At 38.0% G+C, this 14575-nt stretch carries 11 protein-coding genes; 7 read left to right on the top strand and 4 right to left on the bottom strand.

Annotated elements, in window-relative coordinates; all coding sequences use genetic code 11:
• Positions 1–397: 397 nt before the first annotated feature.
• The 4 genes from CXF76_RS01330 (at position 398) to CXF76_RS01315 (ending at position 6548) form a co-directional block, all read left to right on the top strand.
• Positions 398–1438 carry a Leu/Phe/Val dehydrogenase gene (locus CXF76_RS01330; protein WP_024590806.1) on the top strand — a complete coding sequence of 347 codons (1041 nt, stop codon included), beginning with the start codon at positions 398–400 and terminating at the stop codon, positions 1436–1438.
• A 185-nt stretch (positions 1439–1623) separates the two neighbouring features.
• Positions 1624–2262: a CatA-like O-acetyltransferase gene (locus tag CXF76_RS01325; protein WP_024590807.1), complete on the top strand. Its 639-nt coding sequence runs from the start codon at positions 1624–1626 to the stop codon at positions 2260–2262.
• A gap of 176 nt (positions 2263–2438) precedes the next feature.
• On the top strand, positions 2439–3263 hold the full coding sequence (locus CXF76_RS01320; protein ID WP_002961680.1) for a M90 family metallopeptidase: 825 nt from the start codon (positions 2439–2441) through the stop codon (positions 3261–3263).
• Positions 3264–3368: 105 nt separating this feature from the next.
• On the top strand, positions 3369–6548 hold the full coding sequence (locus tag CXF76_RS01315) for an amidohydrolase family protein (protein WP_024590808.1): 3180 nt from the start codon (positions 3369–3371) through the stop codon (positions 6546–6548).
• A 198-nt stretch (positions 6549–6746) separates the two neighbouring features.
• On the opposite strand, the gene CXF76_RS01310 is transcribed toward CXF76_RS01315, so the two are convergent.
• A complete protein-coding gene (locus CXF76_RS01310) occupies positions 6747–7088 on the bottom strand; it encodes a hypothetical protein (RefSeq protein ID WP_002961684.1) in 342 nt (113 codons plus the stop codon).
• Positions 7089–7238: 150 nt separating this feature from the next.
• On the opposite strand from CXF76_RS01310, the gene CXF76_RS01305 reads away from it, so the two are divergent.
• Positions 7239–7991, top strand: a complete 753-nt coding sequence (locus CXF76_RS01305; protein ID WP_010555099.1) for a Nif3-like dinuclear metal center hexameric protein — start codon at positions 7239–7241, stop codon at positions 7989–7991.
• 80 nt (positions 7992–8071) lie between these two features.
• On the opposite strand, the gene CXF76_RS01300 is transcribed toward CXF76_RS01305, so the two are convergent.
• From CXF76_RS01300 to CXF76_RS01290, 3 genes are all read right to left on the bottom strand, one after another.
• The gene (locus CXF76_RS01300; RefSeq protein ID WP_024590809.1) at positions 8072–8836 is read right to left on the bottom strand and encodes a YdcF family protein; all 765 of its coding nucleotides are present in this window, start codon (positions 8834–8836) and stop codon (positions 8072–8074) included.
• Positions 8837–8890: 54 nt separating this feature from the next.
• Entirely contained in the window at positions 8891–9778 is an 888-nt protein-coding gene (locus CXF76_RS01295; RefSeq protein WP_002961689.1) for a LysR family transcriptional regulator, read from the bottom strand.
• A 427-nt stretch (positions 9779–10205) separates the two neighbouring features.
• Positions 10206–12575, bottom strand: coding sequence for an EAL domain-containing protein (locus CXF76_RS01290; protein WP_024590810.1), 2370 nt, complete (start codon positions 12573–12575; stop codon positions 10206–10208).
• A gap of 290 nt (positions 12576–12865) precedes the next feature.
• Here CXF76_RS01290 and pyrC point away from each other — a divergent pair, with 290 nt between their 5' ends.
• Together pyrC and CXF76_RS01280 are read left to right on the top strand one after the other, a co-directional pair.
• A complete protein-coding gene (gene pyrC / locus CXF76_RS01285; RefSeq protein WP_024590811.1) occupies positions 12866–13918 on the top strand; it encodes a dihydroorotase in 1053 nt (350 codons plus the stop codon).
• 440 nt (positions 13919–14358) lie between these two features.
• Positions 14359–14562 carry a cold-shock protein gene (locus CXF76_RS01280; RefSeq protein WP_002961702.1) on the top strand — a complete coding sequence of 68 codons (204 nt, stop codon included), beginning with the start codon at positions 14359–14361 and terminating at the stop codon, positions 14560–14562.
• Positions 14563–14575: the final 13 nt, after the last annotated feature.

The raw sequence follows: 14575 nt of genomic DNA, 5'->3' as shown, positions 1-14575 counted from the left end.
TGCTCGCTTTTTTGTTTTTTTAAATAGAGTCATTACCAAGTTTACAGCTCTGACCAGTTTACGAAAAAGCTCACTTTTTACTGGAAACCTATAGGCAGCAGTACGTGGCGGGCAAGCAGCACTTGTATATTAAACTTTACACACAATAGTTGTGTTACGTTCACGTAAACGTAAGTTGGTGTGGTTGTTCTATTTATAGTTTTTAAAACTTACAAACAACGATTTTGTGAATTTTTTATCTATATAAAAGTTTTAATCCGGTTATTTAATTTAAGCTTGATGTTTTCATTGGTTTTATCTTCTGTGAGTATAGCGAACTCGAATATGAAGTGATAAAGTCTCGGCAATTTCCAGCGCGCATACCCTCTCACGGGTTAACTATTTCGGAGTATTTTAAGTGGCTGTGTTTAATCGAGTTGAATTTGATAACCATGAACAAGTGGTTTTTTGTTCTGATGAAGAGTCGGGTTTAAAAGCAATTATTGCTGTACATAATACCAACCTAGGTCCTGCAGTTGGCGGATGTAGAATGTGGGATTATGCGAACGACGAAGATGCTGTTTACGACGTGCTACGTTTATCAAAGGGCATGACTTATAAAAATGCAGTTGCGCGCTTACCATTTGGTGGTGGTAAATCTGTAATTATAGGTAATGCGAAAGAAATTAAATCTGAGCAATTATTTCGTGCATTTGGTCGCCAGTTAGAGCGATTAAATGGCAGCTATTACTCAGCAGAAGATGTAAACATCACATGTGCTGATGTAGCTATCATGAATAAAGAAACTAATTACGTACTGGGTCTTGAAGGTAAAAGTGGTAACCCATCGCCATTTACAGCATACGGTACGTTTTTAGGAATTAAAGCAGCGCTACAGCATCAACGTGGTCATCAAAATTTTGCAGGTGTGAAAGTGGCTGTTCAAGGTTTAGGTGCTGTTGCTTATGGTTTATGTAAGCATTTAGCTGATGCGGGCGCTGAGTTGTTTGTAACTGACATTAACCAAGCTGCAATTGATCGCGTAGTTAATGATTTTGGCGCGACTGCGGTTGGCATTGATGAAATTTACGACTTAGATGTTGATGTTTATGCACCGTGTGCATTAGGTGCGACTATTAACGATTTAACGATACCGCGTTTAAAAGCGACTATTATTGCAGGCTGTGCTAATAATCAGTTAGCAGAGTCTCGCCACGGTGAAGTTATTCGTGAAAAAGGCATTTTATATGCACCAGATTACGTAATTAACGCTGGTGGTATTATTAATGTTTATTACGAAACAGCGCCAGAAGGTTACAGTGCAGCAGCGTCTAATAAACATGTTGAAGGTATTTTTAATACGTTAACTGAAATCTTTGCCCGTAGCGAAAAAGAGCAAAAATCAACGCATTTAATTGCTGACGAATTAGCGCAAGAGATCATTAAAAACGGTCTATAAATTTAAGCTAAAATGCAATAAAGGTGTGCAATTGCACACCTTTTGTTTATCTGTAAGTTAAGGGGTGTTGATCTTTGCGGATTTAACCTTGAAAGATCAACAGACCCTAATGCAATTATTACTGAACAGCGGTACACTTTATTTTTAATTTTGTGCGGCAAATTATGACTCCCTCAACTTCTCTCATGCAGCCTATCGATTTAGATAATTGGCCTAGAAAGCAACACTTTGAATTATTTAAACACTTTTCTCAGCCTTATTTTAATGTGTGTGTACGTTTAGATATTCAAACACTTTACGACTATTGCAAAACCAATCAATTTTCTTTTTTTCAAGCGTATGTATATTGCACCTTAAAAGCGTGCCATGAGTACGATTCAATAATGCTACGTATAATAGATAATCAACCATGGTTACTTAATAGTGTTCGCGCAAGTGTGGTTGAGTTGTCTGAAAACGATACGTTTGTTTTTAGTTATTTTAACAGCACAGGCGAGTTTAAAGAGTTTGCAAATCATGCAAGTGACGTAAGTAAAAAAGCGAAATTACAGCCGTTATTTTCTGATGCATTTGCTCAAACAGAAGGGCAGGCAGATTTAATTCATATATCTGTTTTGCCGTGGCTGAATTTTAGTGCGTTTTCGCATGCATTTAGTGAAGGGCAGAGTTTAGGCATTCCTAAATTTGTATTTGGTCAGTTTGATAAACACACAGGCACAATGCCTTTAGCTATCGATGTACACCATTCATTAATGGATGGTTTGCACGTAGCGAAATTTATAAACACATTGCAGGGTACATTTGATACCTTTTGCAAAAATTAACTTTAAACACATCAGTAACGGCAGTGCAAAGCAGTAAACAATTTATAAGTAATCTATAAGTAATCTATAAGCAATGCGATGTGAGTTACTTTATATTCAAATACATAACCTTGTATGCTTGAAAAGCACGTGTGCTGGACATATTTATATACCATACCTTAGCTCAGGAAATCCCCATGATAAATGGACTGTTAATTGTTGTTTTAATTCTTTTTGTGGTGATTTTCTGGCGTTGGCCATCAATTCAAAACCGATTATGGCGCAGTAAATATAAAGACTTTGCTTTAAATTCGCAGCAAAAAGATATTTTACTGCGTTGCATGCCCATCTATAAAAAAATGACCGACGCCGACAGAGAAAAATTAGAGCGACATATTACGTGGTTTTTAAACGAAAAACGCTTTGTCGGTTGTGATGGCTTAAGGCTAACGTCTGCAATGAAGTTAATTGTTGCCGCCGATGCGTGTGTATTAGTACTTAATAAACCGTGGCCGTTATATAGAAATGTAAAAGAAATTTTATTATATCCAAGTGCTTATTATGCTCCGCAATCAACTCGCGATAGTGCAGGACTTGTGAGTTACCATAATACGGTAAGACTAGGCGAGTCATGGCCTGGCGGCACGCTCGTTTTAAGCTGGCATGATGTACTTGAGGGTAATCGTTTACCAAGCGATGGACATAACTTGGTATTTCATGAGTTTGCGCATCAACTCGATCAAGAAACAGGTAAAACAACGGGCACACCCATTTTAAAAAGCTCAGCAGATTACAAAGAGTGGGGCAGAGTATTTAGTCGCGCTTTCACCCAGTTAAAAAGCCATGTTGCCTATAGCATGCCGCATGTTATTCACAGCTATGGTGCGACTAACGAAGCTGAGTTTTTTGCTGTACTCACCGAAACCTTCCTCGAAAAACCCGCAGAGCTTCGCCGATACGATCCTGAAATTTACAGTATGCTAGTTAATTACTATCAATTTGACCCTATTGTTTGGCATTAAACCTACATAAACCGCGCTTTATCATATAACGCTGGCAAGTTGCGTTTGTTTTTGTTGCAATCATGTGAAATAGTTTTTACTGCAACAATAACAAGCGAGAAACGCATGAAAAAAATGCTTCATACAGTATTGGCGCTGTCGGTGTCATTAGCGATAGGGCAGGTAAATGCCGCTGAAAAAGACGAACAAAAATGGCAAGTAGATTCACCTAAGGGGCAATTTGTTGACGCTGCAATTAGCGTTGATCAGGGCACATGGATGAATATAGATATTAGCCCTGATGGTAAAACCGTGGTGTTTGACTTACTTGGCGATATTTATACTATGCCAATGAGTGGTGGTACAGCCACAAAGCTCACCTCTGATATTGCATGGCAAATGCAACCACGCTTTAGTCCTAACGGCAAAAGTATTGCGTTTACCTCCGATCAAGGTGGTGGCGATAACATTTGGATAATGGACTTAAATGGTGAAAATCAACACGCTGTTACCGATGAAACCTTTAGATTACTAAATAGTCCTGCATGGAGTCCTGATGGCGACTACTTAGTTGCGCGTAAACACTTTACAGCTAGCCGCTCATTGGGAGCAGGTGAAGTGTGGTTGTATCATAAAGCGGGTGGCAAGGGCGTGCAGCTTACAAAACGCGAGAACGATCAAAAAGATTTAGGTGAGCCAATGTTTTCACCAGATGGTCGTTATGTATACTTTTCGCATGATGCAACACCCGGTAAAACATTTCATTATTCAAAAGATTCTGTAGCGGGCATTTATAAAATTAAGCGCTACGACCGTGAAACGGGTGAAATTGAAACCATAATCGATACGATGGGCGGTGCTATTAGGCCTACACCATCACCAGATGGTAAAAAGCTTGCTTATATAAAGCGTGATGACTTTCAAACTAGCTTGTATTTATATGACTTAACTAGCGGTGAGCACACTAAGCTTTACGATAAGCTTGAGCGAGATATGCAAGAAACATGGGCTATTCATGGTGTATACCCAACTATTGCATGGACACCCGATAACGAAGAGTTAGTATTTTGGGCTGGTGGTACAATTCACAAGCTAGATGTTGCAGACAAATCTGTAAAAACCATTCCTTTTAAAGTGCAAACCACTAAAAAAATTCAAAAAGCAGTGCGCTTTACACAAAACTTAGATACTGATGAATTTGATGTAAAAATGCTGCGTAATGTGCAAGTAAGCCCCGATGGAGAAACGGCAATTTTTGAAGCGCTTGGGCATATTTATAAACGTGATTTAGAGTCGGGTAAAATTAAGCGTTTAACAAAGCAAACTGATCATTACGAATTATTTCCACAGTACTCTCGCGATGGTAAAAAAATAGTTTACACCACATGGGATGATAACAAACAAGGGTCTGTAAGAGTGGTTTCTGCGCGCAGTGGTCGTGGCGATACAATTACTAAAGAGCCCGGGAAATATGTAGAGCCTACGTTTAGTCCAGATGGGAAAACGGTTGTTTATCGAAAAGCCACGGGGGGCAGTATTTTAAACCCTAAATGGTCACTTAACCCTGGTATATATAGCGTAAGCGCAAAAGGCGGTAAAAGTGAGCTTATTTCAAAAAGTGGTTATCAACCACAATTTGGAGATGCAAACGATCGCGTTTTTATAATGAGTCCTTGGCCAAAACCAACGCTTAGCGTAGTAGAACTTGAAAGTAAAAAAGTTCGCAAACTATATGAGTCAGAGCATGCTACAGAATTTAGAGTATCACCAGATGGGCAATATCTGGCTTTTGCTGAGCGATTTAAAGTATTTGTAACACCGTTTGTTCAAAGTGGTAAAACAATTAATATTGGGCCTAAAGACAGTCAATTTCCAATAGAGCAGTTATCGGTACGTGCTGGTGAAAACATTAGTTGGAGTGCTAAGAGCAACAAACTTTACTGGACATTAGGGCCTGAGCTTTATCATGCAAGCCTTGAGGGGATGTTTGCCATTAACAAAGCCGAAGATGCCGACTTTAAAGTGAAAAGTGGCGATAATATCGGTTTCAGTAAAAAAATGGCAGAGCCTAAAGGTATGATTGCGCTCACTGGTGCAAAAATTATAACTATGGACGGCGAAAAGATTATTGAAAATGGTGTAATTATCACTGATGGCAAGCATATTAAAGCAATTGGTACAGCCAGCGATATAAGCATTCCTAAAGGTGCTGAGGTTATTGATGTAACAGGTAAAACTATTATGCCTGGTATTGTTGATGCTCATGCACATGGCTCGCAAGCAAGTGACGAAATTATACCTGAGCAAAACTGGAAAAACTTTGCAGGTTTAGCGCTAGGTGTTACTACAATTCACGATCCATCAAACGATACCTCTGAAATATTTACCGCAAGCGAAATGCAAAAGGCAGGCATGATTGTTGGCCCGCGTATTTTCTCAACCGGTACTATTTTATATGGCGCAAATATGCCAGGTTATACGTCGCATATTGACTCGTTAGACGATGCTAAATTTCATTTAGAGCGCCTTAAAAAAGTAGGGGCGTTTAGTGTTAAATCGTATAACCAGCCACGTCGTGAGCAGCGCCAACAAGTTATTGAAGCAGGCCGTGAACTTGAAATGATGGTAGTACCAGAAGGTGGCTCATTATTACAACATAACTTAAGTATGATTGTAGATGGACACACAGGTATTGAGCATTCAATCCCTGTAGAGAACATATACGACGATATAAAGCAGTTATGGTCGCAAAGTGATGTTGGCTATACACCAACACTTGTAGTGGCTTATGGTGGCATTTGGGGTGAGAACTACTGGTACGATAAAACTGATGTGTGGAATCACCCGCGTTTAAGTAAATTTGTGCCAAAAAATCAATTATTACCACGCTCTATGCGCCGCATTAAAGCGCCCGATCATCACTATAATCACTTTAATAACGCACGCGTTGCTGCTGAGCTACAAGACCTAGGTGTATTAGTTAACTTAGGTGCTCACGGTCAGCGTGAAGGCTTAGGTGCACACTGGGAGATGTGGATGTTTGCACAAGGCGGAATGACACCGCTTGAGGCTATACGTGCTTCAACACTCGATCCGGCTAAGTATTTAGGGCTTGATAAAAACGTAGGCTCGCTTGAAGTGGGCAAACTGGCAGATTTAATGGTTATAGATGGCGATCCGCTTAAAAATATTCGAGATTCGGATAAAGTAGATTACACCATGATCAATGGTCGATTATTCAATGCAGAGACAATGAGTGAAGTGGGTAAAAAAGAGCGCGAACCACTTTACTTCGAAAAGTTATAATTTATTTTGATCTTTTGAAAGCGGCTACATAGCCGCTTTTTTTAGTCTTACTCAACTTATAAGGCTCTATTTTTTTGATTAAATGGTGCAATTAAGGTTGGAAGACGATAATTAATATAATTTTTAGATATTTTTTAGCAAATCGCGCACATAAAAAAACCGCTTAACGCGGTTTCTTTTAAAAATCATAAATGTTGATTAAACAACACCGCGCGGTAAGCGACAGTCATGATCTTTACGAGCTAAAATTACAATCCAAAGTTCTTCCGCTGTGTAACCTTCTTCGTTTTCGGTAACAACAGTGAATGGCGCTTTTTTCTGTGCTTTAACAGGCGCAGCTGCTTTTGGTTTTTTCGTTTTAGTTGTTTTACCAGAGTTTAACTTTTTAGTAAGCTCTGCTACGTCAGCTAGGCGTAAATTTTTACCGCCATCAATGCTGTACCAACCAGGTTTAGTTGTGATTTCAGGTTTTTTACCATTGGCAGTTTCGTACGCTGCTTCAAAGGCAGATAACACTTCTGTTTTGTCTAGTTTGCTCATCAGAGACCCTATACGTTGTGAACACAGATAAAGAAGAGGTATTTATACCTATTTTAAAACAGTTTTTCAATTTTTTGCGATTTTCCTTCCATTTTAAGGCTATAAACGCCAAAATTTGCACAAAATTCAGTGCTAAGTAAGGTAAGTTATATGCAACGTAGAGAATTTAACCAACTCCTAAATGACATTTTAAAACCTCAATTAATTAAAGATTTTTGCCCAAATGGCTTACAGGTCGAAGGTAAAAACGAAATTAAAAAAATTGTGACGGGTGTAACCGCAAGTCAAGCTTTAATAGATGCTGCCATTGAGCAACAAGCAGATGCTATTTTAGTTCATCATGGATTTTTTTGGAAAGGGGAATCCCAACCAATAACGGGAATGAAAAAGCGTCGTATAGGTGCGTTATTAGCACACGATATTAATTTATTTGGCTATCACTTACCACTTGATATTCATCCAGCAGTTGGCAATAACGCGCAACTTGCAAAGTTATTGGATATTGAAATTGAAACAGGGCTAGAGCCAACTTCAAATAGCGTAGCAATGAAAGGGCGTTTAAAAACACCATTAAGTGGTGAGGATTTTGCAGATAAAATTGCAAAAGTGCTAAATCGAACCCCGCTCACAAGCTTAGTACGTTCAACAAAAATTGAAACCATTGCACTGTGCACCGGTGGTGGGCAAGGGTATATTGATTTAGCTGCAGAGCAAGGCATTGATGCTTATTTAACGGGTGAGGCATCGGAGCAAACAATTCATAGTTCTCGTGAGCAAAACATTGATTTTTTTGCCGCAGGGCATCATGCCACAGAGCGCTATGGTGTAAAAGCTCTGGGTGAGTTACTTGCTCAAGAGCATGGTTTTGATGTGACATTTATAGATATAGATAACCCAGTTTAACTAGGCTATCTATTAGTTAACCTGAACTCTACTTGAGATAGATTTATTATCTAGAGTTCAGGTTAGTTAGACGAAATGAGCTACAGTGCCTCTGGATCTATCCAGCGGCGCAAACTTATCCATGTGTTTCCTACTACTTCGTGACTGTATTGCGTAACCACAAGTAAGGCATGAGCATTGGGAATAAACTGTTTGCTCCATGGAAGTGCAGCAAAATTATGATAATCAGTGGCTGCGGTTATGACTTCAATACCTTGAGCATTAAATAAGTCTTTTGCGCGTGGCATGTGCAGTACAGATGTTACTAGTGCAACCTTAAAGTCGACTAATTTTGATGCCAGTAACTTAGCTTCTTCACCTGTATCCATTGCTTTTGGGTTTTGGAATATACGACTCTTATTAACACCTAAACTAATTGCCGTTTGATACATAAGCCCGCTATTAGTGGTATTTTGATAACCCCCGCCTGAAACTATAAGCTCTGCATTAGGGTAGTGCTTTGCTAGTTTTACACCTTCTACTAAGCGCGTTAGCGCACAATTACCTAATTGATTATTAGCACTGAGTGCAGGATTTGGGTTTATATCGCAACCTAGTACAACTATTTTGTCTATTTTTGGATGCTTTAGGGTATTAAATGCAAGCGACGCAGGTTCATTATTTTGGATAATTAAATTGGCGATAAAGGGTGTGCTCAATGCAAGTAATACAATTAAGCTTAAAGTAGATAAGAAGAGAGCTGATTTGCGGCCTTTAAATGCGAGTAGGAGCATCAGGCACGCAAATAAACCAAATAGAGGCAGTGGCATAAGTAAGCCACCAATCATTTTTTTAATAACAAACATAAGAGTTAAACGCTGTAGAGTTAATTACAGCGATATTACTCATTATATTGATGATTATCGACCGTTATTTAGCTTACACGTATTTAAAAAGTGACGATAAACAGGGTTATCTTTCATGTCTTTTTTCATCGCTAAATACATAGGACGAGTAAGGCCAAGAGCGCCCAAAGGAATTGATTTAATTAAGCCTTGGCTTTCATAAGGTGTAACTAGCCAATCAGGTAAAGCGGCAACGCCCATGCCGGCACTTACTAGTTGAAAAATAAGTAATCCTTGGTCAACCGTTTTTAACGTACCGTCGAAACGTGCATTTTGAATGAAATGCTTAAATATATCTTGGCGTTCACGCGGGATAGGGTATGAAATAATAGTTTCGTTTTTTAAATCAAGCGCTGTTACATACGCTTTTTTAGCAAGTTCATGATCCGGTGCCACAATAAGCTTCAATTTAAAATCAAATAAGTGCGCGTATTCTAATGTGTCGGGTTCACGTATGTCAGATGTTAAAACTAAATCGAGCTCATCGCTTAGTAAGTCAGGAATAGCGTCGTAACTAAAGCCGCGCTCGTAATCAATTTTTATATCAGGCCAAAAGTTATTAAATTCTTTAATAGTAGGCAATAACCAATGAAAACATGCATGGCATTCCACACTTAAACGCAGTTGAGAAATAGGCTGATTTAAGCTTTCTTTCAAACGGCATTTAGTCGCTTCCATTTTTGGTAATATTTCGTGAGCCAACTCAAGTAATAGCATTCCCTGAGGGGTAAAGCGGACTGGTTGAGTTTTACGCTCAAATAATTGGCAATCTAATTTATTCTCTAAATCTTTGATTTGATGAGATAAAGCAGACTGTGTCAAAAATAACTCTCGTGCCGTATTAACCAAAGATCCTGTTTCTTTTAGGGTTGCTATGGTTTTTAAATGTTTAATACCAATCATCTTTAAAAATTCTCATGGGAAAAGTGAGTTCAGCTCAGATTAACCACATACTACGCCTATATAAAAAACGTTTCAACGTCTAGATGGCTAAAAGCTTGCGATTTATTGTGGTTTATTGCAGTTTATTGCTATGAATCGCGAAAATATTAGAATTAGTAACGATAAAAGTCATTCAAAAACTGGTTTGATGAGTTTTAGATGAGTTTGCTTCATGTTGTATTTTAAGTATATCGATTGCGGTGTGCTTCACCTCAGTGTGAATTTTGACTATATAGATAACTGTGTGGGGTGGGGGGTTGTTGAATGGTTACTTTAGGTTGTGGTTTAAAAACTAAAGTCGTTTTGCGTTTTGCTTTTTAGCTTTAGTTTAGGTCAATGAATGAGTATATACGTAATACCTAAGCCAGCGACCTACTCGCTGGCTTTTTTATAAGGGCTTATTAATAAGTAATATGGCTTCTTTGGCTGTGACCGGTTTTGACTTTAAAAAACCTTGGCCATAGTCGCACGCGGTGGATTGTAAAATGGCTAATTGTTCAAGTGTTTCTATCCCTTCAGCAACAACCTCAAGTTTTAATGATTGCGCAAGTGATAAAATGGCTTCAACAAGTGGATTGGTGGAATCTTGTAGGTGGTCAATAAAACTTTTATCTATTTTTAAAATATGAATAGGCAGTTGGTGCAAGTAGCCGAGTGCCGAGTAACCCGTTCCAAAATCGTCAAGGCACAATTTTACTTTTAAAGGTGAAAGACCTTCTATTATTTGAGTGGCGAGTTCTAGATTTTCTATTAAGCCTGATTCGGTAATTTCTAAACATAAAGAACCCAGAGGTAATTGGTATTTATTATAAATAGAATGTATTTGCGCTACAAAATCGAGGCTTGCAAAATGCCGTGACGATACATTAACCGTTACTTTCAAAAAGCGATGACCTTGCTGGTGCCAATTAGAAATCTGCTGAGCGGCTAAATCAAGTAAATGTAAATCAAGATTTATAATTTGCCCTGTAGTTTCAGCTATCGGTATAAAGTCATTAGGTGGTACAAATCCTTTTTTAGGATGATGCCAGCGCACAAGTGCTTCAAAACCAATAACCTCACTTGTGGTAATTGTAAAAATTGGCTGAAAATAGAGTTCAAATTCGTTGTGTTCTATACCGTGTTGCAAGTCGTTTTCGATATCCGCATGGGTTTTAAGTTTTTTACGCATCGTGTTATTAAAAAACTTAACTTGTCCACGCCCGGTGGATTTTGCTTCATACATAGCAGCATCAGCTTGTTGCAGTAATATATAAGCTTGATCGTTTATGTTGTCGGTATAGGCAATACCAATACTAGTAGAGGCTTGAAGTAAGTGGCTATCTACATTTAGAGGTTTTGCTAATGCGCTTTTAATTCTGTTTAAAGCTTCATTAACTTGGTTTTTATGTGTGATATTTTCCATGAAAATAGCAAATTCATCACCGCCTAAACGAGCAAATGTATCGGTGCTTCGTACTGTACTTTTAATTAAGCCGCATATTTTTATAAGAAAATGGTCTCCGACCTCATGCCCCAGCGAATCATTAATACTTTTAAAACGGTCAAAATCTAGATACAGCAGGGCATGGCTAGTACTTTTTTTAGCGCGCGTTAAACGTAAAATAGCATGCTTTATTCTCTCAATGAGTAATGAGCGGTTAGCAAGGCCGGTAAGCTCGTCATGCAATGCTTTATGCTCGAGCTCTTGTCGGGCTAGTTGTCTATCAATTGCCATACTTATTTGACGACTTACGTAAGTTAGAAGAGCGCTGTCGTGTTCGTTGTATTGCAGTGTTTTATCGTAGCTTTGTACAACAATAACACCGCTTATACGATCACTTGTTTTAAATGGAACACCCAACCAAGACTCTGATTGTCGACCTACCATTTTAAAATCACCGTTATCAATATGACTTTGAAAGGCATCTTTATTGAGTAATAAGGTTTGCTCTGTTTGCAGTAGGTAATATGAAGCAGTGTCTTTTAGCTGTTCTTTAGATATTTTTTGATGTGTTTTAGTGTTTATGCCTTCTTCGACTATATAAACAAGGTCAAGTATATCTACTTTTTTGTCATATAAAGCGATAAAAAAGTTATCAGCACGAAGTAAGTTATTGATAATTGAATGCAAGGCTTCAAAGAAGGTATCTAAGTCGTTAGCTTTGTAGGTTAGGTTAGCTATTTGTAATAAGCTATTTTCTAATTTTTGTGCGTTGTTAAGTTGCTCAACTGTTTTTTGTAAGTTATTTACCGTATTTACCTGGTTAATTTTAGCACTGAGTAAGTGGGCAACTGTTGTAAGAATTTCAAGGTGTGCGTTTGTAAAGTAGCCTTTAATAGGGTGCTCACAATCAATAACACCTAAAACTTGTTCTTTATATATAAGAGGGACGCATAGTTCTGATTGGGCAGGGCGCTCATCTGCGATATAACGGCTATCTTTTGTTACATCATCGATAACTACGGCTTTACCAGTAGTTGCAACAGCTCCAGTAATTCCTTCACTAAAACGTATTACTTTACGTTCGGCTTGATATTTGTCTCGGGCGTGAGCAATACCCATCGATGCAACTTGATTTAATGTATAAGCATTGTTATCGGCAAGGTAAATAACGCAATCAACAAATCCTAAACGGTTAACAACGTGCGTTGTAACATACTCAAATAGCTCGTCTAGTGTGTCTAGTTGCAATAAGCTTGATGAAAATTGATTAATTATACTCAGTTGATCAGTTTTTATCTCAAGTGCTCTTGAGGCATTATTTTTGTAAGACATAGGCAATTTATATTATTCTTTTTATTTTTAAATACGTAGCTAAGTTAACCTAATCTTGGATTTTGTACAAAATAAAGCGATGAGTGGTTTTAATTGGCTGTAAATTATTATGACGAATGACTTTAATTAATTGTAAGTAATAACAATAGCTAATCCCAATTGAATTGGAGTATTAAGCTTTAATTACACAACTCGGTAATGTCATCAACATATGCATTATTTTTAATAAAATCTTTACTCGAAAACATCATATGCCTATGATCGGATAAATTCAGCCTTGGAACAAAGTAATGACAAGCAATAATACAAACTCTGTAACAACCCTTACTATCACTCGCCCAGATGACTGGCATGTACATTTACGTGATGGCGACCAGCTAAAGGATACTGTACGAGACATTAGCAGATACATGGGTCGCGCTATTATTATGCCAAACCTTGTTCCGCCGGCAACATGTACTGATACCGCTCTTTCTTATCGAGAACGTATTATGGCAGCAGGCCCACAAGGTGCCTTTGAGCCATTAATGGTACTTTACCTTACTGATAAAACGACACCAGATGAAATAGAGAAAGCAAAAGCAACGGGCAAAATAGTAGCTGCAAAGCTTTATCCTGCTGGCGCTACAACCAATTCTGATTCGGGTGTTACATCAGTCAAAAATATTTACCCGGTTTTAAAAGCAATGCAAGAAGTAGGTATGTTGCTGTTAGTACACGGAGAAGTTACTGATTCATCAATTGATATTTTTGACCGTGAAAAAGTATTTTTAGAGACGATTTTAGGGGATGTGGTAAGTGACTTTCCTGAACTTAAAATTGTACTAGAGCATATTACAACTAAAGATGCAGTAGAGTTTGTAGTTAATGCACCTAGCAATGTAGCAGCAACAATTACAGCTCATCATTTACTTTATAATCGTAATCATATGTTAGCGGGTGGAATTCGCCCACATTATTACTGTTTGCCAATCCTCAAACGTAACATTCACCAGCAAGCATTAATGGCCGCAGCTATAAGTGGAAATAAAAAGTTTTTCTTAGGAACTGATTCTGCACCACATTATAAAGATAAAAAAGAAGCTGCTTGTGGTTGTGCTGGTGCATATACGGCCCATGCCGCTATTGAGTTATACGCTGAAGCATTCGAAGACGCAGGAGCTTTGGACATGCTTGAAGGATTTGCAAGCCACTTTGGTCCTGACTTTTATGAGTTGCCGCGTAATGCCGATACAATAACATTACAAAGAAAACCATGGGACGTACCTGCAAGTTATACCCTAGGCGACTCTGAAGTTGTGCCTATAAAAGCAGAAGATACTATTGATTGGTCTGTTAAATAGTTAATATTTTATATTTAAACCAAAAGCCGCTTAATTTTTAAAGCGGCTTTTTTGTTTGTATTTTTGATGTTATTGAAGCGTTGTTTGACAGTATTGCTGTTGTAGAGGGCTTTTATACGCGTTTATAGCAATATATATTACAATAATACTTTATAGTTTTTGCTTGGAAATTAGTCAGTTAAAGGCGATTTAAAACAAATTTATATTTTTAATAAATAATTCCCAATTAATAGAGCGAAAAAAAATATAATGTGTTAATCTTACCTTGCTTTGAGTTTTTATGTATTGAATTTACGGATATTGTGCTGCGTTTAAGGTTACCGGTTAGGTTATTACTTGTTCCTGTACTGTACCTCCATATTTTTGAGCATTGACTCAGGGAGGATATTGCCATAATAATATGGCTGAATTTTAATTATTGACTTACAGGAAAATTTAGTATGTCGGTTACTGGTAAAGTAAAGTTTTTCAACGAAGCTAAAGGCTTTGGTTTCATTGAACAAGAAAATGGTCCTGACGTGTTTGTACATTTCAGCGCAATCACTGGTTCTGGTTTTCGCACTCTTAGCGAAGGTCAAGCAGTGACATTCAGCATCAAACAAGGTCAAAAAGGCCCTGAAGCTGAGAACGTAGAAGCAGCATAATTTATTATGTGAA

The sequence above is a fragment of the Pseudoalteromonas sp. 78C3 genome (genome assembly GCF_002836695.1).
GTDB lineage: Bacteria > Pseudomonadota > Gammaproteobacteria > Enterobacterales > Alteromonadaceae > Pseudoalteromonas > Pseudoalteromonas arctica.
The sequence above is the reverse complement of the archived record's forward strand: the minus strand, read 5'-3'. Positions and strand labels throughout refer to the sequence as shown.